12 protein-coding genes are annotated in these 23,358 nt (G+C 72.6%); 10 read left to right on the top strand and 2 right to left on the bottom strand.

Annotation, left to right across the window (positions count from 1 at the left end):
- Positions 1-99: 99 nt before the first annotated feature.
- The 9 genes from BTH_RS09370 to BTH_RS09330 all read left to right on the top strand — a co-directional run bounded on the left by BTH_RS09370 (position 100) and on the right by BTH_RS09330 (position 20,083).
- Complete coding sequence (locus BTH_RS09370; RefSeq protein ID WP_011401404.1) at positions 100-4,491, top strand: non-ribosomal peptide synthetase; 4,392 nt, start codon at positions 100-102, stop codon at positions 4,489-4,491.
- The gene (locus BTH_RS09365; protein ID WP_009897980.1) at positions 4,488-10,172 is read left to right on the top strand and encodes a non-ribosomal peptide synthetase; all 5,685 of its coding nucleotides are present in this window, start codon (positions 4,488-4,490) and stop codon (positions 10,170-10,172) included. Before BTH_RS09370 ends, BTH_RS09365 begins: the two co-directional genes overlap by 4 nt.
- The gene (locus BTH_RS09360) at positions 10,169-11,224 is read left to right on the top strand and encodes a Gfo/Idh/MocA family oxidoreductase (RefSeq protein ID WP_009897977.1); all 1,056 of its coding nucleotides are present in this window, start codon (positions 10,169-10,171) and stop codon (positions 11,222-11,224) included. Before BTH_RS09365 ends, BTH_RS09360 begins: the two co-directional genes overlap by 4 nt.
- A complete protein-coding gene (locus tag BTH_RS09355; RefSeq protein WP_011401403.1) occupies positions 11,221-12,951 on the top strand; it encodes an ABC transporter ATP-binding protein in 1,731 nt (576 codons plus the stop codon). The genes BTH_RS09360 and BTH_RS09355 overlap by 4 nt, the downstream gene beginning before the upstream one ends.
- The gene (locus tag BTH_RS09350; protein ID WP_009897965.1) at positions 12,948-14,720 is read left to right on the top strand and encodes an ABC transporter ATP-binding protein; all 1,773 of its coding nucleotides are present in this window, start codon (positions 12,948-12,950) and stop codon (positions 14,718-14,720) included. Before BTH_RS09355 ends, BTH_RS09350 begins: the two co-directional genes overlap by 4 nt.
- 175 nt (positions 14,721-14,895) lie before the next feature.
- Complete coding sequence (locus BTH_RS09345; protein ID WP_009897963.1) at positions 14,896-17,040, top strand: TonB-dependent siderophore receptor; 2,145 nt, start codon at positions 14,896-14,898, stop codon at positions 17,038-17,040.
- Complete coding sequence (locus BTH_RS09340) at positions 17,040-17,303, top strand: hypothetical protein (RefSeq protein ID WP_009897961.1); 264 nt, start codon at positions 17,040-17,042, stop codon at positions 17,301-17,303. Before BTH_RS09345 ends, BTH_RS09340 begins: the two co-directional genes overlap by 1 nt.
- Position 17,304: 1 nt before the next feature.
- Complete coding sequence (locus BTH_RS09335) at positions 17,305-18,819, top strand: PepSY-associated TM helix domain-containing protein (RefSeq protein ID WP_009897959.1); 1,515 nt, start codon at positions 17,305-17,307, stop codon at positions 18,817-18,819.
- Positions 18,820-18,835: 16 nt separating this feature from the next.
- The gene (locus BTH_RS09330; RefSeq protein ID WP_009897958.1) at positions 18,836-20,083 is read left to right on the top strand and encodes a RhtX/FptX family siderophore transporter; all 1,248 of its coding nucleotides are present in this window, start codon (positions 18,836-18,838) and stop codon (positions 20,081-20,083) included.
- Between the two features lie 64 nt (positions 20,084-20,147).
- Here BTH_RS09330 and BTH_RS09325 read toward each other — a convergent pair whose 3' ends face one another.
- Both BTH_RS09325 and BTH_RS09315 read right to left on the bottom strand, forming a co-directional pair.
- Positions 20,148-20,438, bottom strand: coding sequence for a 2Fe-2S iron-sulfur cluster-binding protein (locus BTH_RS09325; RefSeq protein WP_009897957.1), 291 nt, complete (start codon positions 20,436-20,438; stop codon positions 20,148-20,150).
- A 484-nt stretch (positions 20,439-20,922) separates the two neighbouring features.
- Positions 20,923-22,878, bottom strand: a complete 1,956-nt coding sequence (locus tag BTH_RS09315) for a sigma-54-dependent Fis family transcriptional regulator (protein ID WP_011401400.1) — start codon at positions 22,876-22,878, stop codon at positions 20,923-20,925.
- Between the two features lie 269 nt (positions 22,879-23,147).
- Here BTH_RS09315 and BTH_RS09310 point away from each other — a divergent pair, with 269 nt between their 5' ends.
- Positions 23,148-23,342, top strand: coding sequence for a DUF2964 domain-containing protein (locus tag BTH_RS09310; protein ID WP_009897949.1), 195 nt, complete (start codon positions 23,148-23,150; stop codon positions 23,340-23,342).
- Positions 23,343-23,358 lie beyond the last annotated feature (16 nt).

Raw genomic sequence — 23,358 nt, 5'->3', positions numbered from 1 at the left:
CGACCTGGCTCATGGGTGCGAATGAGATAGATTCTCATTTGCGTGTCGCCGCCCGCCGCAGGCGGCCAAGCCCTCGAACGACCTATACAAGGCGCGCCCATGAGTCAGTCTGCTGTTGATTCCACCATCGAACTTTCCGCTTCTTCTTCCGACGTCATTTCCCATCTCCGTTCCCAGCTCGTCGCGCTGCTCGCCGAATTGCTCGACGAGCCCGCCGACGCGATCGCCGCGCTCGGCGACGACGAGGATCTGCTGAGCTACGGCGTCGATTCGATCCGCCTGATGTACATGCAAACGCGCGTGAACCGGATGGGCTATGCGCTCACGTTCGACGCGCTCGCGCGCACGCCGACCCTCGGCGCATGGACCGCGCTGCTCGCGCAGGCGGCGCGCGTCGCGCCGGCCGCGCCAGACGGCGCCGCGCGCGCCGACGTCGACGTGCACGCGGAGTTCGAGCTGTCCGCCGTGCAGCAGGCTTACTGGCTCGGGCGCGGCGCGGGCGAGGTGCTCGGCGACGTGAGCTGCCACGCGTTCCTCGAATTCCGCAGCCGCGGGATCGAGCCGGAGCGGCTCGCCGCCGCGTGCCGGCTCGTGCGCGATCGTCACCCGATGCTGCGCGCGCGCTTCGTCGGCGGCCGGCAGCAGATCGTCGCCGCGCCGGATGCGCCGGCATTCGATTACCGCGACTGGCGCGGCAGGACGCCGCGGCAAGCCGAAGCCGAATGGGCCGCGCTGCGCGAGTTTCGCTCGCACGAATGTCTCGACGTCGCGCGCGCGCAGGTCTTCATCGCCGGGCTCGCGCAGATGCCGGACGGCGAGGATCGCGTGTGGCTCAGCATCGATTTGCTCGCCGCCGACGTCGACAGCGTGCGGCTCGTGATGAAGGAGATCGGCGCCGCGTATGCGTCGCCGGCATCGCTGCCCGTCGCGCCGGCAACGTGGTTCCCGGCCTATCTCGCGCAACGCGCGGCCGATACGCACGCCGCCCGCTTGGCCGCGCGCGCGCACTGGCACGCGCGGCTCGCGGATTTGCCAAACGGGCCCGCGCTGCCGCTCGCGTGCGCGCCCGAATCGATACGCGCGCCGCGCTTCAGCCGGCTCGCGCATACGCTGAGCGCCGCCGAGCTCGCGCGTCTGCAGCGGCGCGCCGCGCAGCATCGCGTGACGCTGCCGTCGGTATTCGGCTATGCGTTTGCCGCGGTGCTCGCGCGCTGGAGCGGTCAGCACGCGTTCCTGCTGAACGTGCCGCTGTTCGACCGCCATGGCGATGCGCCCGATCTCGGCGCGATGATCGCGGATTTCACGACGCTGCTGCTCGTCGAATGCGACGTGCGGCCGGATGCGTGCGTCGCCGATGCGGTGCGCGCGTTCCAGGCGCGTTTGCACGGCGCGATCGCGCACGCCGCGTACCCGGCGCTCGAAGTGCTGCGCGACGCGCGCCGCCAGGGCACGCCGCGCGCGGCGCCTGTCGTGTTCTCGAGCAATCTCGGCGACGAGCTGTTCGTGCCGGATGCGTTCCGCGACGTGTTCGGCGATCTGCACGACATGATTTCGCAGACGCCGCAAGTGTGGCTCGACCATCAGCTCTACCGCGTGACGGACGGCGTGCTGCTCGCGTGGGATAGCGTCGACGGCCTGTTTCCCGACGGCATGCTCGATGCGATGTTCGACGCGTACGTCTCGCTCGTGCAGGCGCTGTGCGAGCGCGACTGGCGGCAGCCGGCGGCGATCGCGCTGCCGCCGGCGCAGCGCCGCGTGCGCGACACGCTCAACGCGGTACCGGCGTGCGGCCGCCCGCGCACGCTGCACGGCGATTTCTTCGCGCTCGCCGCGCGCGAGCCCGGGGCCGTCGCGCTGTGGTGCGGCGAGCGCGCGCTCACGCGCGGCGAACTCGCCGCGCAGGCGCTCGCGATCGCGGGAGGCTTGCGCGCGGCGGGCGTCGGCCATGGCGATGCAGTCGAGATCCGTTTGCCGCGCGGCCCGGAGCAGATCGCCGCGGCGTTCGGCGTGCTCGCGGCGGGCGCATGCTATGTGCCCGTCGACATCGCGCAGCCGCCGGCGCGCCGCGCGTTGATCGAGCGGGCGGCGGGCATCCGCGCGGCGATCGGCGAGGCGCCCGCGCCCGACGCCGAGACGCCGCATTTCGGCGTGGCCGCGCTCGCGCGCAGCGCGCCGCTTGCCGCGCCGCTGCCGGTCGCGCCGCAGGGCACCGCTTACGTGATCTACACGTCGGGCTCGACGGGCGTGCCGAAGGGCGTCGAGATGACGCACGAGGCGGCGATGAACACGATCGACGCGATCAATCCGCTGCTCGGCGCGAACGCCGACGACCGGCTACTCGCGGTATCGGCGCTCGATTTCGATCTGTCGGTGTACGACCTGTTCGGCGTGCTCGGCGCGGGCGGCGGCCTCGTGTTGCCGACACAGGACGAAGCGCGCGACGCGGCGCGCTGGATCGAATTGATCGAGCGGCATCGCGTGACGTTGTGGAATTCGGCGCCGGCGCTGCTCGAGATGGCGCTTGCCGCGCCCGCCGCGGACGGCGCGTGCCGCAGCGTTCGCGCGGCGCTCGTGTCCGGCGACTGGATCGCGCTCGATCTGCCGGCGCGATTGCGCGAGCGCTGCGGCCGCGCGTGCGCGTTCCACGCGCTCGGCGGCGCGACGGAGGCCGGCATCTGGTCGAACGTGCAGACGGTCGATGCGGTGCCGCCGCACTGGCGCTCGATTCCCTACGGCCGGCCGCTGCCGGGGCAGGCGTATCGCGTCGTCGACGAAGCCGGCCGCGATGCGCCCGACTACGTCGCGGGCGAACTGCTGATCGGCGGCGCGAGCCTCGCGCGCGGCTACCGGAACGATCCGGCGCTGACCGCGGCGCGCTTCGTCGAATCCGGCGCGGGCCGCTGGTATCGCACGGGCGATCGCGGCCGCTATTGGCCGGACGGCACGCTGGAGTTTCTCGGCCGCGCGGACCGGCAGGTGAAGGTGCGCGGCCACCGGATCGAGCTCGGCGAGATCGAGGCCGCGCTGAGCGCGCATCCGCAGGTGGACGGCGCGTGCGTGAGCGTCGCGCCGGGCGACGCCGCGCGGGTCGTCGCGGCGTTCGTGCCGGCCGACGCCGCGCTCGACCCGGCGTCGGCCGTCGCGCTGGCGTATCGGCCGACGGCGGACACCGGGCAGGCGGAGGCCGCGGTGACGCGCGCGGTCCTGCGCCGCGTGCTCGACGGCGGCGCGCACGTGCCGGCGCGCGTGCGCGCGCATTGGGACACGTGGCTCGCGCGCGCGCAGACGCCGCTACCGATCTCGATCGAGGCCGCGCTCGACGCCCTCGGCTGGCAAGCCGAGCAGCTCGACGCATGCGCGGCGTCGCTGCGCGCGCTCGTCGACGATCCTGACAGCGCCGCGTCGCGCGTGCCGTTCGACGCGCAGCTCGCGCCGCAGGCGCTCGCATTGAGCCTGCCGGACGGCGCGCGCGCGATCGAGCAGATCGGCGCGGCGCTGCAGGCGCTCGCCGGCGCGCACGCTCGCGCGTTGCGCGTCGCGGTGCTCGACGCGCGCGCCGGGCAGCCGTTCGCGCACGGGCTTCGGCTGCTCGACGATCCGCGCTTCGAGCTCACGCTGTTCGACGCGTCGCCGGGGCTGCTGCGCGACACGCAATCCCGCTTCGCGCGAACGTCGCCCGCCATTCAGGCGATGCCGGACGGCTTGCTGCCGGCTCGATACCTGGGCCAATTCGATTGCGTCGTGAGCTTTGCCGCCGCGCACCTTCACGACGCCGCACGCGATACGTTCCGGCTCGCGGCCGCATTGCTCGCGCGGGGCGGGCGGGTGCTCGTCGCGGACGTGCTGCGCGATTCGCCGCTGCGCGAGCTGACGGCCGCGCTGCTCGGCGATGCGCCGCCGCCTCGTCTCGTTTCCGGCGACGCGCTCGCGGCGGCCGCGCGTGCGTGCGGCTTCGCGCCCGATGCGCACAGCTGGCGCTCGGATGCGTTCGCATGTATCGCCGCGCGCGCGAGCGGCGAGCCGATCACGCACGCGCGTCTCGCCGATTGGCTGCGCGAGCGTCTGCCGGACGCGATGCGCCCCGACCGGCTCTGGTGCGCGCCGCGCTGGCCGCTCAACGGCAACGGCAAGATCGATCGGCGCGCGATCGCCGATGCGCTGTCGCGAATGCTAGGCGACGCGCCCGCCCCACGCGACGCGTTCGTGCCCGCCGACGATCGGCAGGCGGCGCTGCTTGCGTGCTGGGAACAGGCGCTTGGCCGTTGCGCCAACGCGCGCGATGCGACGTTCTTCGCGCTCGGCGGCGACAGCCTGCTCGCGACGCGGCTGCTCGCGCAATTGCGCGAGCAGCTCGGCGTGCGGATCGGCATGGCCGAGTTCTACCGCGAGCCGACGCTCGCGGGCCTCGCGGCGAAACTGGGCGACGCGGCGCCGGCCATGCGCGAGGACCTCGCGGCGGATGCCGCGGCGATGGAGGAGGGCGTGCTATGAGCTTCCAAGACGTGCTCGACCTCTGCCGCGAGCGGCGGATCGAATTGTGGTGCGACGGCGAGCAACTGCGCTACCGCGCGCCGGCGGGCGCGCTCGATGCGACGCTCGCCGCGCGCATCAAGGCGCAGCGCGACGCGTTCGTGCGCTTCCTGCGCGACGGCGCGTGGCGCAGCGAGCCGCAGCACGCGCACGAGCGATTCGCGCTGACGCCCGTGCAGGCCGCCTACGTGCTCGGCCGCCACGCGGCGTTCGAATTCGGCGGCAGCGCGTGTCATCTATACGTCGAATACCGCGAGCGCGCCGATCTCGACGTGAGGCGCTTCGAGGCGGCGTGGAACGCGTGCGTCGCGCGCCACCCGATGCTGCGCGCGATCGTCGAGGACAACGCGTGGCAACGCATCCTGCCCGACGTGCCGTGGCAGACGCTCGCGGCGCACGACCTGCGCGACGCGGACGCGGCCGCCTTCGACGCGCACGTGAGCCGCGTGCGCGAGCGTCTCGATCACGCGGTGCATGCGCTCGATCGCTGGCCCGTGCTGCAGCCGGAGGTGAGCCTGGGGCCCGACGGCGCGGTGCTGCACCTGTCCGTCGATTTCACGCTGATCGATTACGCGAGCCTGCAACTGCTGCTCGCCGAATGGCGTCGCCGCTACGACGATCCGCAATGGAGGCCCGCGCCGCTCGACGTGACGTTTCGCGACTACGTCGTCAACGAAGCGCGCGCCGGCCGGCGCGCTCAGCATGCGCGCGACGCCGCGTGGTGGCTCGCGCGCATCGACGGCCTGCCCGGGCGTCCCGACCTGCCGGTGCCGTCGGTGCCGTCGGATGGCCGCGCCGATGCGCAACCGCGCTTCACGCATCGGCACGCGCGGCTCGACCGTGCGCAATGGGACGCGCTGAGCGCATGCGCGAGCCGCTTCGGGCTGAGCCCGGCGGGCGTCGCGCTCGCCGCGTTCGCCGAGGTGATCGGCCGCTGGAGCCAGTCGCCCGCGTTCTGCCTGAATCTCACGGTGCTGAATCGGCCGCCCGTGCATCCGCAGATCGACGCGGTGCTCGGCGATTTCACCGCATTGAGCCTGCTCGCCGTCGACGCCGCCAAAGGGCGCGATTTCGCCGGGCGCGCGCGCGCGATCGGCACGCAGATGTTCGACGATCTCGACCATCGCGCGTTCACGGGCGTCGAGGTGATGCGCGAGCTCGCGCGGCGTCGGGGCAAGGACGCCGCGCTGATGCCCGTGGTGTTCACGAGCGGCATCGGCAGCGTCGGGCGACTGCTCGGCGAGCACGGCGCGCGCTCGGCGCCGCCGCGCTACATGGTCAGCCAGACGCCGCAGGTCTGGCTCGACTGCCAGGTCACCGACCAGTTCGGCGGCCTCGAGATCGGCTGGGACGTGCGCGACGACCTGTTCCCCGCCGGCATGCCGGCCGCGATGTTCGACGCGTATGTCGCGCTGCTCGCGCGGCTCGCGAGCGATGCCGCGTGGTGGACGCGCCCGGGCGACATCGTGCTGCCGTCCGAGCCGCCCGTCGCGCGCGCGCATCCGGAGGCCGGCCGCCACATCGCGGCGGGCTTCGCCGCGCAGGCGCTGCGCACGCCCGATGCGACCGTCGTGATCGAGGCGGCGGGCGCGCGTACTTATCGCGACGTCGCGCAACGCGCGGCGGCGGTGCGCGCCGCGCTCGAGCGCGCGGGCGTCGCGCCGGGCGACAAGGTCGCGGTGCTGATGCCGAAGGGCGCGAACCAGCTCGTCGCGGTGCTCGGCATCGTGCAGGCGGGCGCCGCGTACGTGCCGGTCGACTGTCGGCAGCCCGCGCTGAGGCGGCGAACGATCCTGCGCAGCGCGCGGGTCGGCGCGATCGTGACGGAGCGCGCGCTCGACTGCGATCCGGATGGTTGCGCGCGCATCGATGTCGACCGATTGCCGCCCGATCCGCAGTGGCCGCCGCGCGACGCGCATCCGCTAGACGGCGACGCGCTCGCGTACGTGATCTACACGTCGGGCTCGACGGGCGAGCCCAAGGGCGTGATGGTGAGCCACGCGGCCGTCTGCAACACGCTTGCCGACATCAACGCGCGCTACGCGGTGGGCGCGCGCGACGCGGTGCTCGGGCTCGCCGAGCTGAGCTTCGATCTGTCCGTCTACGATCTGTTCGGCGCGACCGCGCGCGGCGCGCGCGTCGTGCTGCCCGACCCGGCGCGCGGCAACGACCCGTCGCACTGGGCCGATCTGATCGCGCGCCACGGCGTCACGCTGTGGAATTCGGTGCCCGCGCAGGGGCAGATGCTCGTCGACTATCTCGAAAGCGAGCCGGCCCGCGCGGTGCCCGGCCCGCGCTGCGTGATGTGGTCGGGCGACTGGATTCCGGTGAGCCTGCCGACCCGCTGGTGGCGCCGCTGGCCGGACAGCCGACTGTTCAGCCTGGGCGGCGCGACCGAGGCGTCGATCTGGTCGATCGAGCATCCGATCCGGCCGGAAGACACGCAGCTCGCGAGCATTCCGTACGGCCGCGCGCTGACCGGGCAGACGATGGAAGTGCTCGACGCGCTCGGGCGGCCGTGCCCGCCCGGCGTGCGCGGCGAGATCCACATCGGCGGCGTCGGGCTTGCGGCGGGCTATGCGAACGATCCGGCGCGCACCGCCGAGCGCTTCATTCGGCATGCGGACGGGCGCCGGCTGTACCGCACGGGCGATCTGGGCCGCTATCGCGACGACGGCTCGCTCGAATTCCTCGGCCGCGAGGACGATCAGGTGAAGATTCGCGGCTATCGGATCGAGCTCGCGGAGATCGATGCGGCGCTGAGCGCGCATCCGGGCGTCGCCGCGGCCGCGACGATCCTGCTTGGCGACGCGGCGGAGCGCCGGCTCGCGAGCTTCGTCACGCTGCACGGCGAGGTGCCCGATCCGCGGCGGCGGGACGCGGCGCTGCACGCGATCGCGCAGCGCGTGCGCGACGCGTTCGCGGCCGAGCAGTGGCCGGCGCACGCCGAGATCCGGCGCTCGGTCGCGCAGCTCGACGCGGCGTGCACCGCGTCGCTTGCGTGCTGGATCGTGCGGGCGGGAGGCTTGACGCGCGACGCGTCGGTCGATTTCGCGACGCTGGCCGAGCGGCTGCACGTGCCGCCCGCGCGCCGTAGGCTGCTGCGGCACTGGCTCGTGCTGCTCGAGGCGCGGGGCGTGCTGTGCGCGGAATCGGTCGGTTCGGCGGGGGGGGCCGGCGCGATGGATTTAGCGAACCCGACGGCTTCGACGGGGGCGGCCGATGCTGCCGATGCGATGGCCTCGACCGTTGGCTGGCGCGTCACACGCCCCGACGCGCTCGATGCGGCCGACTTGGCCGGCACCGCCGACGCAACCGCCGACGCAACCGCCGACGCAACCGCCGACGCAACCGCCGACGCAACCGCCGACGCAACCGCCGACGCAACCGCCGACGCCCGCTGGGCGGCATTCGCGCGCGACGCGTCGCCGGCGCTATGGCCTGCCGTGCTGATCGACTATTTTCGCGCGAGCGCGGCCAGTCTCGGCGAGCAGGTGGACGATCGCGTGTCGCCCGCCGCGCTGATGTTTCCGCAAGGCGCTTCGCATATCGCCGAAGCGATGTACAGCGACGGCGTGCACGCGCGCGCGCTGCATCGCGCGATGGCCGAGGCGGTGTCCGGCATCGTCGCGCGCGAGCCGCAGCGCGCGTGGCGCATCCTCGAGATCGGCGCGGGCACGGCCGCCGCGACGCGCGCGATCGTCGAGGCGCTCGCGCCGCACGTCGAATCGGGCGTGCGGATCGACTATCTGTTCAGCGACGTGTCGAGCTATTTCCTCGCGGCGGCGCGCGAGCGCTTCGCCGCCCATCCGTGGATGCGCTTCATCCGCTTCGACATGAACGCGCCGCTCGACGCGCAAGGCGTCGCGCCGCATTCAGTCGACGTGATCGTCAGCTCGGGCGCGCTGAACAACGCGCGCGACACCGTCGCGCTCGTCGCCGGTCTGCGCGCGCTGTCGTCGGCCGACGCGTGGTGGGTGATCCAGGAACTGACCGCCGAGCATCCGGAGATCAGCATCAGCCAGGGCCTGATGATGGAGCCGCCCGGCGACGCGCGCGCGAACTCGCATCAACTGTTCGTGCATCGCGCGCAATGGCTCGAATGGCTTCAGGCGGCGGGCGACCGCGCGCTCGGCTGCGTGGAGCCGGGCAGCCCGCTCGACGCGCTCGGCTACGACATCCTGCTCGCGCGCATGAAAACGGGCGCCGCGCGCCTTGACGCCGCGGAACTGCACGCGTTCGTCGCCGAGCGCGTGCCGCGCTACATGGTGCCGTCGCAGTTGCGCGCGCTCGAGCGCCTGCCCGTCACCGCGAACGGCAAGATCGACCGGCGCGCGCTCGCGGGAATCGCCGGCATTCACGAGCCGCAGGCGGCGAGCGGCCCGGCGGTTCGTCCGCGCGACGCGGACCCGCTGCTCGCGCGTCTGATCGGATTGTGGGAAGCGGTGCTCGACACGCAGGGCGTGAGCGCAGATCAGGATTTCTTCGCGGCGGGCGGCGATTCGCTGCTGATCGCACAACTCGTGTCGCGCGTGCGCGCCGAGGAGCCGCTCGCGCACGCGCATCCGTTCGATCGGCTGCTGCGCTGGGCGCTCGCGCAGCCGACGCCGGCCGGGCTCGCGCAATGTCTGCGCGACGCGCATGCACAGCCGCCGTCACAGCCGCAATCGCGATCGGGCGCCGCCGCGCCGCCGCGCGCCGCCGCCGCGCGCGCTTCGTCGGTCGTGCACGCGCCGGCGCTGCGCGGCCGGATCGACGTGCAGCCGCTGCGGCTCGCGGCGGGCGTCGGCGTGCCGCGCGTGATCGTTCACGAAGGGCTCGGCACCGTGCACGCGTATCGGCCGATCATGCCGGCGCTCGCGCGGCTCGGGCCGGTGGTGGGCTTCGCGGTGCGCGACGCGCAGGACTATCTCGACTTGCCCGCGCAACACCTGAACGCGACGCTCGGCGCGCGCTACGCGCAGGCGTTGTCGCGCGAAGGCATCGGCGAAGTCGACGTGCTTGGCTACTGCTCGGGCGGGCTGGTCGCGCTGGAAATGGCGAAGGCGCTCGTGCAGCTCGGCGTCGCGGTGCGCTCGCTCGACATCGTGTCGAGCTACCGCATTCCGTATCTGATCGACGACGAGCGGCTCGTGCTGTTCAACTTCGCGGCGACGCTCGGCCTGCCGCTCGACGCGCTCGGCTTCCCGGCCGCGCACCTGCTCGCCGATGCGCTCGCCGACGCGCTGAAGGCCGACCCCGAGCGCATCGCGCCCGGCGGCATCCAGGCGCAGCTCGAAGTCTTCGGCGATCGCTGCACGCCGCTCGATACGCTGCGTCGGCGCGTGCTGCGCGTGGCGGCCGGGTTGCCCGCGGACGGCGACGGGCCGCACCCGCTCGTCGACGAGCGCGAGCGCCTGTACCGGCTCTTCATGCACTCGGTGCACGCGAGCCACTGGGCCGGCCATGCGCCGTACGCGGGGCCGCTGCGCCTGTTCGTCCCGGAGCGCTGCAATCCGTTGATTCCGCAGCAGCGCGCGGTGCTGTTCGATTACTGGCGCGACCAGGCGCTCGGCGGCATCGCGCTCGTCGATATTCCCGGCGGCCATTTCGACTGCCTGAGCGCCGCATTCGTCGATCTGCATTTGAAGGAGGCACGATGAGCACTCGTCCGTTGCCGGTCGTCGTGGCCGGTTCCCGTTTCGGCCAGTTCTACGCGGCGGGGCTCGCCGCGTCGGATGCGTATCGCATCGCAGGCATCCTGGGGCAGGGCAGCGCACGCACGGCCGCGCTCGCGCGGCGGGTCGGCGCGCCCGTCTTCCCGGAGCCCGGCGCGTTGCCGGACGACGTGCGCATCGCGTGCGTCGCGGTTGGCGGCGCGGTGCGCGGCGCGCAGGGCGCCGCGCTCGCGTGCCGGCTTCTCGAGCGCGGCATCGACGTGCTGATCGAGCACCCGCTGCTGCCCGCCGAATGGGACGCGGTGCTGCGCACCGCGGCGCGCAGCGGACGCCGCTGCCTGCTGAACAGCTTCTATCCGCATCTGCCCGCCGTCGCGCGCTTCATCGACGTCGCGCAGCGGCTGCGCCGGATCGGCTCCCCGCTGCACGTCGAGCTCGCGTGCTCGGTGCAGGCGAGCTTCGCGGCGCTCGACGTGCTCGCGAGCGCGCTGCAAGGCGTCGGGCCATGGTCGATCGAACCCGCGCAACCGGTGTGCCCGTCGATGCGCGAATGCGCGATGGTGCTTGCGCAAACGCCCGTCGCGCTGCGCGTGCACAACGAAATGGCGGCCGCCGACGACGGACGGATGCACCTGCTGTTCCGGATCGCGCTGATGACGGATCACGGCACGTGGACGCTCGCGTCGCCGCACGGCCCGCTCGCGTGGGAGCCGGCGCTGCGCGAGCCGCGAGCCGACCGCGACGGGCTGTTCCCGATCTTCGGCGACGACGGGCCGCCGCGCGGCCTGCCGAACGTGCAGCTCTACGACGCCGAGCCGCTCGCGTGGGATGTGATTCATGCGCGGCACTGGCCGCGGGCGGCGGTGCGCGCGGTCGACCGGCTCGCGTCGGGCGACGGCCTCGCGGCGAGCAATCAGCGCAGCGTCGAGGTGACGCGTGTCTGGCAGCATCTGACGACGCTGCTCGGCTTTCCGGATCAGCCGCCGGGCGATGCGTCGGCCGACACGCTGGAGGCGTTGCTGGAGCGCGCCGCATGAACGCGCCGCTTTCCCGGATGTTGCGCCCGTTCGCGGCGCCGCTCGCCGCCGCGGTCGCGCTGCAGGCGCTCGCGGGCGTCGCGTCGCTCGTGCCGTGGCTCGCGCTCGGCCGGATCGCCGAGCACTGGCGCATCGCGGCCGACCTCGACGGCGCGGCGCGCGAGTGGCTCGCGGCGGCGGTCGCGGCCGGCGTGTGCTGGCTGTCCGGCCAGACGATCGCATTGCATCTCACGCACCGCGTCGACGCCGATCTGAGCGACCGGCTGCGCAAGCGCCTCGCCGATCACTTGCAGCGGCTGCCGCTCACCTGGTTCGCGCGAACGGGCAGCGACCGGATCGCGCGCTACGTCGATCAGGACGTGCGCGCGCTGCATCAGCTCGTCGCGCATGCGCCGGCCGACGTCACGCAATTGATCGTCGTGCCGGGCGCGGCGCTCGCGTGCCTGCTTTATCTGAATCCGGCGCTGCTCGCGTTCGCGCTCGCGCCGCTCGTGCTCGGCGCGGCGCTGTTCCGCCGGATGCGCTCGGCGCGCTTCGTGCCCGCGTTCGCGGACCGGAACGCGGCGCTCGAGAAGCTGATGGGCGACTACGCGGAGTTCGCGCGGAACCCGGCGCTCGTGCGCCAGTACCCGGGGGCGGGGATCGAGGCGGTCGTGCTCGATTCGGTCGCGCGCTTCGAGCGCGCGTTCTCGGCATGGGTCGGCCGCATCGGCGGGCTCGGCGCGTGCACGCAGGTGTTGCTCGGCACGCCGCTGCTGCTCGCGTGGGTCGTGCTCGGCGCGATGGGGGTCGCGCTCGCGCGCTCGCCGATCGGCGAGCTCTGCGTGTTCGCGCTGCTGATCTGGGCCGTCGCGGCGCCGGTGCGCGCGCTCGGCCACGGCGCGGACGCATTGCGCGAAGCGCGCGCGGCCGCCACGCGGCTCGACGCGCTGCTCGCGCTGCCCGGCTTGCCGCAGCCGCCCGACGGCGCGCAAGCGCCGCCGGCGCCGCGCGACGCATCGATCGCGATCCGCGGCGTGTGCGTCGATTTCGACGGCACGCGAATTCTGCACGACATCGACGCGACGATCGGGGCCGGCACGACCACCGCGATCGTCGGGCCGTCCGGGGCGGGCAAGAGCACGCTGCTCACGCTGCTCGCGCGTTTCATGGACCCGGATCGCGGCGACGTGCTGCTCGGCGGCGCCGACTTGCGCGCGCTGCCGCAGCGCGTGCTGCGCGATCAGGTCGCGATGGTGTTTCAGCAGGCGGTGGCGCTCGACGTGTCGATCGCCGAGAACATCGCGCTGTATCGGCCCGATGCGAGCCGCGACGAGATCCGCGCGGCCGCGCGCGCCGCGTGTCTTGCCGATCGCATCGACGCGCTGCCGGGCGGCTACGACTGCGTCCACGGGCGCGACGCGCGTTTTTCCGGCGGCGAGCTGCAGCGGCTCGCGATCGCGCGCGCGCTGTTGTCGCACGCGCCGCTGCTGCTGCTCGACGAGCCGGCGTCCGCGCTCGATCCGCAAACCGGGCGCGCGCTGCGCAATGCGCTGCACGGCGGCGCGCGCACGCGCGTGATCGTCAGCCACGATCTCGCGGCCGTCCGGCAAGCGGATCAGATCCTCGTGATGGATCGGGGGCGCATCGTCGAACGCGGCACGCACCGCGCGCTGCTCGATGCGCGCGGCCTGTACGCGAGACTTTGGGCCGAGCGCGATCGCCCGGCCGAGGAGGCGACACGATGAAAACCCTGCTTGCGCGATTGCAATGCCTGCCGGGCGATACGCGGCGGGCGCTGTATCGCGGCGTCGGCTGGGCGGTGGCCGCCGCGCTGCTCGACGGCCTGTGCGGCGTGCTGCTGGTGCCGCTGATCCGCGCATGGTTCTCGGGCGGCGCGCTGCTGCACTGGGCGGCGGCGCTCGTCGCGCTGACGCTCGGCCACGCGCTCGTGCTGTACGTCGCGCAACTTCGCGGCTATCGCGCGGGCGGCGCGCTCGCGGCCGGGCTCGTCGATCGCCTGGTGCGCCATCTGCCGCGCATCGGCGCGCCGCGGGCCGTGCGCGACAGCCATCCGGAGGGCTTGCTGCGCGGCCCCGTGATGCAGGCGATGGGCATTCCCGCGCATCTGCTCGGGCCGCTGATCGGCGCGGTGGTCACGCCGCTCGCGGTGATCGCCGGGCTCGCGTATATCGATTGGCGAATCGCGCTGTGCCTCGCCGCGGCGGCCGCGCTGCTGTTCGCGCTGCTGAACTGGAGCGGCGCGCGCACGCTCGCGCTCGAGGAGGCGCGCGCGGCGGGCGAGCGCGACATGGCCGGGCAGCTCCAGGTGTTCGCCGCGCATCAAGGGCTGCTGCGCTTTGCCGGGCAGGACGGCGACGGACGCGCGGCGCTGCAGCGCGCGCTCGACGAGCGCCATCGACGCACCCGCGCGCTGATGCGGCGTTCGCTGCCGATCGAGCTCGGCTTCGCGGGCGCGGTGCAGGCGGTGTTCGTCGCGATGCTGGCGGGCGGCGCGTGGGCGGTCGCGACTGGCCGGCTCGATCCGGCGACCGTCGTCGCGGTGCTCGTGCTGCTCGTGCGCTTCATCGAGCCGCTCGCGCAACTGACGCAGCTCGACCAGGCGCTGCGCGGCGGCTGGCGCGCGCTCGATGCGGTGCTGACGGTGCTGCGCGCGCCGCGCTTCGAAAGCCCCGAGCGCGGCCCGCGGCCGCAGGACGCGAGCGTCGCGGCGGTGCGGGTTAGCTACCGGTCGAATACGGGCGCGACGCTGCTCGATCACGTCGATCTGCGCTGCCCGGCGGGCGGCTTCGTCGCGATCGTCGGTCCGACGGGCGCGGGCAAGAGCACGCTGCTCGGCTTGCTCGCGCGGCTCGACGATCCGTCGAGCGGCCGCGTGCTGTTCGGCAACGTCGACTTGCGGCGCTTGAGCGAGACGGCGCTCGCCGGCGCGCGCAACGTCGTGTTTCAGGACAGCGGCCTGTTTCGCGGCAGCCTCGCATGGAATCTGCGGATGAGCTGCCCCGACGCGTCCGACGCGGCGCTTGCCGCGGTGCTGGATGCGGTCGGACTGTCGCGCGACGTCGAGCGTCTGCCGCACGGGCTCGATACCGACGTCGGGCCGGGCGGTGAACTGCTGTCGGGCGGGCAGCGCCAGCGCGCGTGCATCGCGCGCGGGCTGCTCGCGAAGGCGCCGCTGCTGCTGCTCGACGAGCCGACCGCGAGCCTCGACGCGCTGAGCGCGCGACGCGTGCGGGACAGCCTCGTCGGCATGCGAGGGCGGCGCACGCGTATCGTCGTCACGCACCATCCGGCGCTCGCGCGCGCCGCGGACGAGATCGTCGTGCTCGAGGCCGGCCGCGTGCGGGCGCGCGGCACGCATGCTCAGCTCGTCGCGAGCGACGCGTGGTACGCGGAGTTCGCCCGTGCCGAGCTCGAACGCGAGGCGCCGGACGCCGCCGCGGCCGAAACCGGTTCCCCGGCAGGCAAGCGTCGAGCGCGCGCCGGGCATCGATAGAGAAAGGCACGCAATCGAAAAAAACGGTCCCCCTTCTATTTGATAATGAGAATGATTATCAAATGCGGGGGCTTTCATGCAGTACGAGGTGGCGGGACCTGAGAGATCGCGGCGCGTGGCCGCGCCGGTTGGGCGTTTCGGGGGAAGGCGGTGGCGTTCGTCGCTTTGCCTGGGCATGCTGATCGCGGCCCACCCCGGTGCGGCGGCGCTTGCCGGCACGGCCGCGAAGAGCGACACGCAAAAGAACGAGAGCGTGCAGGAAGGCACGCGGCAGCGAGCCGCCGGCGCACGGCCGGCCGGCGGCGAGTTGAAGGCGATTTCGGTAAGCGCGTCGAAGGATGCGGCGGACGACCCGTCGATCGCGACTGTCGGCAAGATGCCGCTCGCGCTGCGGGAGATTGCGCAATCGGTCAGTGTGACGACGCGCGAGCGGATCGAGCAGCAGAACCTGTTCAGCCTCGACGACGTGATGCAGCAGTCGGCCGGCGTGACCGTGCAGCCATACGTGCTGCTGACGACCGCGTACTTCGTGCGCGGCTTCAAGGTGGATTCGTTCGAGCTCGACGGCGTGCCCGTCGTGCTCGGCGACATGGCGAGCTCGCCGCAGGACATGTCGGTGTACGAGCGGGTGGAGATCCTGCGCGGCGCGAACGGCTTGCTGCACGGCTCGGGCAATCCGGCCGCGACCGTCAATCTGGTGCGCAAGCGGCCGCAATATCAGTTTGCCGCGAACGCGAGCGCGAGCATCGGCAGTTGGGGGCGCTACCGAGCGCAGGCCGACATCGGCGGGCCGCTGAACCCGGCGGGCACGGTGCGCGGGCGGCTCGTCGCCGCGTACGAGGACCGCGGCTTCTTTTACGATCGCGCGAAGCAGGATACGCGCTCGATCTACGGCATCGCCGAGATCGACGTGACGCGCGACACGCTCGTCACGGTCGGCGCGCAATACCAGTCGGTCGCGTCGGTGCCCGACATGTCCGGCGTGCCGATGGCGCGCGACGGCTCGAGCCTCGGCCTGTCGCGATCGACATTCCTCGACGTCGGCTGGGGCCACTTCGACTGGGATACGACGCGCGCGTTCGGCTCGGTCGAGCAGAAGCTCGGCGGCGGCTGGAAGGCACTGGTGAGCGGCGAGTATCAGGCGGTGCGCTCCGACCTGAAATACGCGGGCTCGTACGGCGCGATCGATCGGGCCACGGGTGCGGGCGGCACGCTGATGGGAGGCGCATACCAGTTCAGCGGCTATAGCCGCAGCGTCGATGCGAACGTGCAGGGCCCGGTGCGCGCGTTCGGGCTCGCGCACGAACTGCTGTTCGGCGCAACCTACGCGAGCAGCAGCAACGGGCAGCTCAGCGCGCCGCTGCTGGCGGGCGCCGGCACGCCGGTGAACGTGTACCGCTGGAATCCGGACAGCGTGCCGGAGCCGGGTATCGGGCCGTACCGGCAGGACATGCAGAACGACATCTCGCAAAAGGGCGTCTACGGCCTCGGCCGCATCAAGCTCGCGCAGCCGGTCACGCTCGTGCTGGGCGGGCGCGTGAGCTGGTGGAGCCAGGACAGCCTCGGCGCGCACTACAACGCGGGCCGCCAGTTCACGCCGTATGGCGGGCTGATCTGGGATGTCGCGCGCGACTGGTCGTGGTACGCGAGCTATGCGGAAGTGTTCCAGCCGCAGACCAAGCCGACCTGGGACGGCAGCATCCTGACGCCGGTGAAGGGCCGCACCTACGAGACCGGTATCAAGGGCGAGCTGTCGGGCGGCAAGCTCAACGTGTCGCTCGCGGCGTTTCGCATCGATCTCGATAACAATCCGCAGGTCGATGCCGCACATCCATGCGCCGGGCGGAGCTGCTACTACGTGAACGGCGGCAGCGTGCGCAGCCAGGGCTTCGAATTCGAGGCGAACGGGCGCATCACGCCGTGGTGGAGCGTGTGGGCGAGCTACACGTTCGACACGATCCGCTATGCGAAGGACGTCGCCAACGGCGGCGCGTTCGCGGCGGAGCTCACGCCGCGCCACCTGCTGCGCTTGTGGACGAACTACGACCTGCCGTGGCAGGAACGCCGCTGGAGCATCGGCGGCGGCGTGCAGGTGCAGAGCGATTTCTCGGCGGCGTCGAACGGCGTCACGATGCGACAGGGCGGCTACGCGCTCGCGAGCGTGCGGCTCGGCTATCGCTACGACAGGCAATGGAGCGCCGCGCTCAACGTCAACAACCTGTTCGACCGCACTTACTACCAGAGTCTCAGCCAGCCCGGCTGGAACAATCGCTATGGGGAGCCGCGCAACGTGATGCTGACCGTGCGCGGGCAGTTCTGATGGCGGGCGGCTGGCTCGCGCGGGCGGGCGTCGCGGTGGGCGGCGCCGCGCTGGGCGCGATCGAATTCGCGGTGGCGCTCGCCCGCCACTATCCGGCCAACGGGCTGAACCGGCTTTATGCGGCGGTGCTCGTCGCGCTGGTTTCGGGCGTCGCCGTGCTGCTGTGGGCGCTGGTCGCGCGCGACGCTCGGCAGGCCGCGTGGCGCGCGTGCGCGTGGCTCGCGGTGTTGACGCCGTGCGTCTGGCTCTACGGAGGCCGCTGACATGGACGCATCGCTGCGATCGCGCTGGCGCGCTGTCCATCGCGGGGCGGGCGCGCTGTTCGGCGTCGTGCTGTTCGTCATCCTGTTCACGGGCACGTGGAGTCTCGCGCAGGAATCGATGCAGGGCTGGTGGCGGCCGCCGGCGCTTGCCGTCGCCGGGCCGCCGCTGCCGCTCGAGCGGCTTGCCGCGCGCGCGGCGGCGCTCGGGTTTTCGCTGCGCGATGCGCGCATCGTGCTGCCGCAGCCGAGCGATCCGGCGGTCCGGTTCTGCTCGGCGCGGCAGGTCTGCGCGCTCGCGCTGAATCCGGCGACGGGGGAGCCGCTCGCGGAGGCGGCGCGCGCCATGCCGCTCGTCACGCTGCACAAGACGATGTTCGCCGGCTTTCCCGGCCGGATCTTCGTGAGCCTGTGGGGTATCGCGCTGCTCGTGCTGATCGTCGCGGGGCTCGTGCTGCACCGGCGCCACTGGCCCGATTCGGCGCGCGTGCGGCGCGACCGGGGCGTGCGCATCGCGCTCTTCGACCTGCACGGATGGATCGGCCTCTGGGGCGCGCCGTGGCTCGTGCTGTTCGCGCTCACGGGCGCGCTGTCCGGGCTCGGCGCGCTTGGCACGGTATCGCTCGCGCCGGTCGCGTTTCCGGGGCAGCCGCAACGGGCGTTCGCGGCGCTGATGGGCGCGCCGCCGCCCGCGGCGGTCGACAAGCCGTGGTCGCGCGCACCGGATCTCGACGCACTGCTCCGGCGCGACGCCGCGCGTGCGCCGGCATTTCGTCCCGAAGTCGTCGCGCTGCACCACTGGGGCGATGCGAACGCGAGCGTCGAGATCGCCGGCACGGCGGCGGGCCTGCCGAGCACCGCGCTGTTCGAGCGCCATCTGTATCGCGCGGCCGACGGGCAGTGGCTCGCGGACGCGACATCGCGCGGCCGGGGCTTCTGGCTGCGCGCGTTCATCGCGGTCCAGCCGCTGCATTTCGCGCGGTACGGCTGGAGCGGCGCGGCGGGCGGCAGTCTGCGCGCGCTTCACTTTCTGATGGGCGTGGCTGCCTGCGTGCTGTGCGCGACGGGGCTCGTTCTGTGGATCGAGCGACGGCACGCGCAGCGCGACGCCCGCGCCCGCACGCTCGCGGCGCTTGGTGCGGGCGTGTGCGGCGGCCTTGTGCTCGCGGGCGGCGTGCTGCTGTTCGCGGGGCGCGTGCTGCCGCCCGGCGCGCGCGCCGACGACGCGCTCGCCGCGCTGTTCTGGTCGACCTGGCTCGGCAGCGCGTTGCTCGCCGCGCGCGTGCGCGATCGCGCCGCGCTCGTGCGCGCGCTGATGGGGGCGGCGGGCGCCGCGTATCTGCTCGCCGGCGCCGCGCATCTGTCGATCGCGCTGCTCGGCGCGGGCGCACCCGTCTACGCACACGTCGATGCCGCGCTCGCCTGCCTCGGCGCATTGCTGCTGCGCGCGGCGCGGCGTCCTCGCCGCGTCGCGGCGCCGCCCGCCGGCCTGCCGCCGCCGCGTTCCGAACTTCCTTAACGCTACTGGAGACTTCATGCGCGATTTGCTCGAACATCGCCGCCTCGTGATCACCATCACGCTGCTTTATCTGTCGCAGGGCATCCCGATCGGCATCGCGATGGACGCGATGCCTACCTTGCTGCGCCACGACGGCGCGCCGCTGCACGCGCTCGCGTTCCTGCCGCTCGTCGGGCTGCCGTGGGTCGTCAAGTTCCTGTGGGCGCCCGTCGTCGACAATCGCTGGTCCGCGCGGATCGGCCGCCGCCGCAGCTGGATGCTGCCGATGCAGTGCGTCGTCGTGCTGTGTCTCGCGAGCCTCGCGCAAATCGGGATGACAGTCGCGACGGCGGGCTGGGCGGTCGGCCTGCTGGCCATCGCGTCGCTCGCGAGCGCGACGCAGGACATCGCGAACGACGGCATGGCCGCCGAGCATTTTCAGGGCGGCGCGCTCGCGAAGATCAATGCGATCCAGATCGCGGGCGTGATGATCGGCTTCTTCGGCGGCGGCGCGGGCGCGCTCACGCTGATCGGCCTGTTCGGCCAGCGGGCCGCGTTTCTCGCGCTCGCGGCGGTGCCGCTCGCGAGCCTTGCGTGCGTGCTGTGGCTGATGCCGCGCGACGCCGACCGGCCGGGCACGCCGAGCGCGCACGACGCGAGCCTCGCGCGCTTCGCGAGGCGGCCGTGGTCGCTGTCGTTGCTGGCGCTCGCGTTGCTGTCGGCGATGACGGCCGTGTCCGGCTTCGGGCTGTCGAAGCTGTTCCTCAACGATGCGGGCTGGACGCTCGACGCGATCGGCCGGCTCGGCATGGCGGGCGGCCTCGTGACCGTCGTGCTCGGTTGCGGCGGCGGCGCGTGGCTCGTGCGGCGGCTCGGCCTGTGGCGCGCGTTTTCGGCGGGCGTGAGTTGCGCGGGCGCCGGCGCGCTGCTGTGGTTCGCGCAGGCGAACGGGTGGCTCGCGACCGCGCCGCATTGGGTGTGGCTGTGCACGGTGCTCGGATCGCTGTCGACGGGCATCACGTCGGTATCGATCATGACGGCCGGCATGCGCTTCGCGGGCAGCGGCGATCAGGCGGGCACCGACGTCACAGCGGTGCAGAGCACGCGCGATCTCGGCGAGCTGATCGCGTCATCGATGATGCTGACGCTGACGTCGAAGGTCGGCTATACCGGCGGCTTTCTCGCGGGCGCGGCGCTCGCCGTGCTGGCGGCGCTGATCGCGGCGCGGCTGAGGCGGCGGGAGGCCGGGCGCGCGCAGTGGCCTTCGGGGGATGCGCTCGCGTGATGCCGGGTTCGGCTGCGCTCGATGGAGCGGCGCGGACATGCGGGCGATCGCCGCGCGCGTCGGCTCATTCGGCGTCCGGCACCTCGATGACGAGATCGGACTGCGCGATCGCGACGCACGGCAGGATGTAGCCTTCGGCCTTTTCCTCGGCGCTCACGCCGGGCCATTCGATCCGATAGGCGACCGAGCCTTCGCGCAGACGGCACAGACAGGTCCGGCACGTGCCGTTGCGGCACGAGCGGGGCAGCGACACGCCGGCGAAGCCCGCGGCTTCGAGCAGCGACAGCGACTCGGGCGCGTCGAAGCCTGCGCCGAGCGGCTCGACCCGCACCCAGTGCGAACGTTCTTCGGTCATGCGATTGTGGACGGCGATGCGGCGTCGTGGTCAGCGAAGCCGCAAGGATACCCGATGCGGTCTAGCGTTTCGGCGCGCTGCGGTTCGTGTCGGCGCGACATGGCGACTGAGGCGCGATGTCGCGCGCCGCGCCCGCCGTCAGTCGCCCGTCGAAGGCGGGCCTCCGGTCGCGACGTCGCTTGTCGGTGCGCCAGCCGGCGGTGGCGATTCGCGGCGGTTGCCTGTCGGCGCTCGGCGATCGCAGTCGGTGACGGTTGCGCTTCGGCGGCGGACGGTCCATGGTCAGCCGCCAGCGATCGGCAGTCAGCGGCCGACAGCCGGAAGTCGATCTGTGATAGTCGAAGGCCGGCAATCGACCATTGGTCGCCGGTCGCCGAGAACCGAGAACCGAGAACCGAGAACCGAGAACCGAGAACCGAGAACCGAGAACCGAGAACCGAGAACCGAGAACCGGTCGCTGGAAACCGGAAACCGACCGCGACAATCACGTCCCCGTCCGCCGCCTACGCAAGTGCCGATAAACGGTGTTGCGCGCGAGCCCGAGCTCGCGCGCGGCCGCCGACACGTTGCCGCGATGCCGGTCGAGCGCGCCGTCGATCAACGCCGCCTGATGGTCCTGCAGCGTCGCCGCAGCGCAGGGGGCCGCCGCCGTATCGGCCCTCGTCGCGCCTGCCGCGGCGGCATCCGTGCGCCCCTGCGCGTCCCGCGCGAGCGCGGGGCAGTCGAGCCAGAAATCGTCAGGCAGATGCTCGACGTCGATCCGGGCTTCGCCTTCCGCGAGCATCCCCGCTGTGCGCAGCACGTTCGTCATTTGACGCAGATTGCCCGGCCACCGGCAGCGCGCGAACGCGGCGAGCACCGCCGCCGATACCGTCGCCGGCATCGGCTCGCCGCGACCGAGCCGCGCGAGCACGCGGGAGACGAGCGTCTCGAGATCCGAGCGCTCGGCAAGCGGCGGCAGCGTGACCGCCAGGCCGTTGATCCGGTAGAACAGATCCTCGCGAAACGTGCCGGCCGCGATCATCGCGCGCAGATCGCGGTGCGTCGCGCAGACGACCCGCACGTCCACCGGCACCGCGCGCGCTCCGCCGAGCGGCATCACCGCGCGCTCCTGGAGCACGCGCATCAGCCGGACCTGTTGCGCGAGCGGCATGTCGCCGATTTCGTCGAGAAACAGCGTGCCGCCGTCCGCCTGAGCAATCTTGCCGGGGCTGCCGCGCTTGCGTGCGCCGGTGAACGCGCCGTCCTCGTAGCCGAACAGCTCCGCTTCGATCAGCGAATCCGGCAGCGCCGCGCAGTTGACCGCGACGAACGGGCCGTCGCGGCGCGGCGACGCGTGATGCAGCGCTCGCGCGAGCCACTCCTTGCCGGTGCCGGTCTCGCCGAGCACGAGCACCGGCAGGTCCCGGCCGCGCACCTTGCCGACGCGCTGCAGGACGGCGGTCATCCGCGCGTCGCCCGTGTCGAGCGTCGCGAACGTGATCGCGTCGGGATCGTCGTCGCGCGTCGCTTCGGCGGCGCGGAGCGCCGTGACGCGCGCCGTCACCGGAACGGCCGTGCGCTGCGCATCCGCGAATTCGCAGCGCGCGCGCACGCGCACGCCCGTGCCGAGCGTCAGCGTGAAGCACGCGAGCGGCTCGCGCGCCGCATGCTGCGCAAGCTTCGCGAAAGACAGGCCGAACAGTTCGTCGCAACCGCGTTGTTGCAGCGCGTCGAGATTCGCGCCGAGCTGGAATTGCGCGCTGCGGTTCGCGGCGAGCAGCGCGCCGCTCGGGCTGAACGCGACGAGGCCCGCGAACAGCGAGTCGACGAATTCGTCGTGCGCGTGAAAGCGCACGCGCAGCGCGTCCGCGCACTGGTTCGCGAACAGGTGGTTTTCGATCAGCTGCGCGGACATCTTCACGAGCGCGAGCGTATGCGGGCTGAAGCCCCGCGGGTCGCCGCTCACGTCGAGCGCGCCGAGGATGCGGCCGAACGGATCGACGATTGGCGCGCACGAACAGGTGAGCACGTGGTTCGCGCGCAGGAAGTGCTCGGCGCCGTGCACGGCGAGCGCCTGGCCCGCGATCAGCGCGGTGCCGATCGCATTCGTGCCGCGCGCGTCCTCGGCCCACGACACGCCGGGGCAGAGCGCGACCCGGTTCGCCTTCTCGACGAAATCGGCGTCGCCGACGCTGTGCAGGATCACGCCGTCGCGGTCGGTCAGCAGCACGAGGCTTTGCGTGTCGGCGATCTGCGCGTGCAGCGTGTCCATCACCGGACGCGCGTGCGTGTACAGCGATTGGCTGCCGTCGATCAGCTCGCGCAGAGCGGTGCGCGACAGCGGCGAGAAATCGGGCGGCTCGGACGCGCGCAGGCCGACCGACAGCGAGCGGGCGTGCGCTTGCGCGAGCAGGTCGACGCGGCTCGCCGCGGCGGGCAGCACGGAAGATTGCGGCATGACTTGTCTCCAGGAGGCCCGCCGGCGGAGTGCGTTCTCCGCTCGACCGGCGCAGCGGTTGACGTGGCGGCGCGGGCACGTCCCATCATACAAGCGCCGCGCGCGATGTGCGACCGCAAATCGAATTTCCCTTGCTTTTGGACACCGGCCTGCAATGATGGAAACAGGGCGCGCACGCGCCGCGCCTCGCCCGGACCGGTGCGGAAATCATCGACGGTCCTCGCCGTTCAGCATGCGCCGCGACATGCATCCGTTCGGGGAGAATCATCATGGTTCGGACGGAACTGAGAGTGGTGCTGGCCGCGATCGCGACGTTCGTCGTGCTGGCCGGCATCGCCGTGGCGATCCACGGATTGTTGTTCGACCAGAATGCCGCGCTGCGATATGGCGCGGCGGCGATCGCGATCGGCGTGACGACCTGCGCCGTGGCGCTCAACGTCTGGCCGAAGGACGAAAAGAAGTGACGGGCGGCCGGAAGCC

Origin of the sequence: Burkholderia thailandensis E264 (genome assembly GCF_000012365.1) — a bacterium.
Classification (GTDB): domain Bacteria; phylum Pseudomonadota; class Gammaproteobacteria; order Burkholderiales; family Burkholderiaceae; genus Burkholderia; species Burkholderia thailandensis.
Note: the sequence above shows the minus strand (reverse complement) of the source record. Positions and strands in the feature narration are given on the sequence as shown.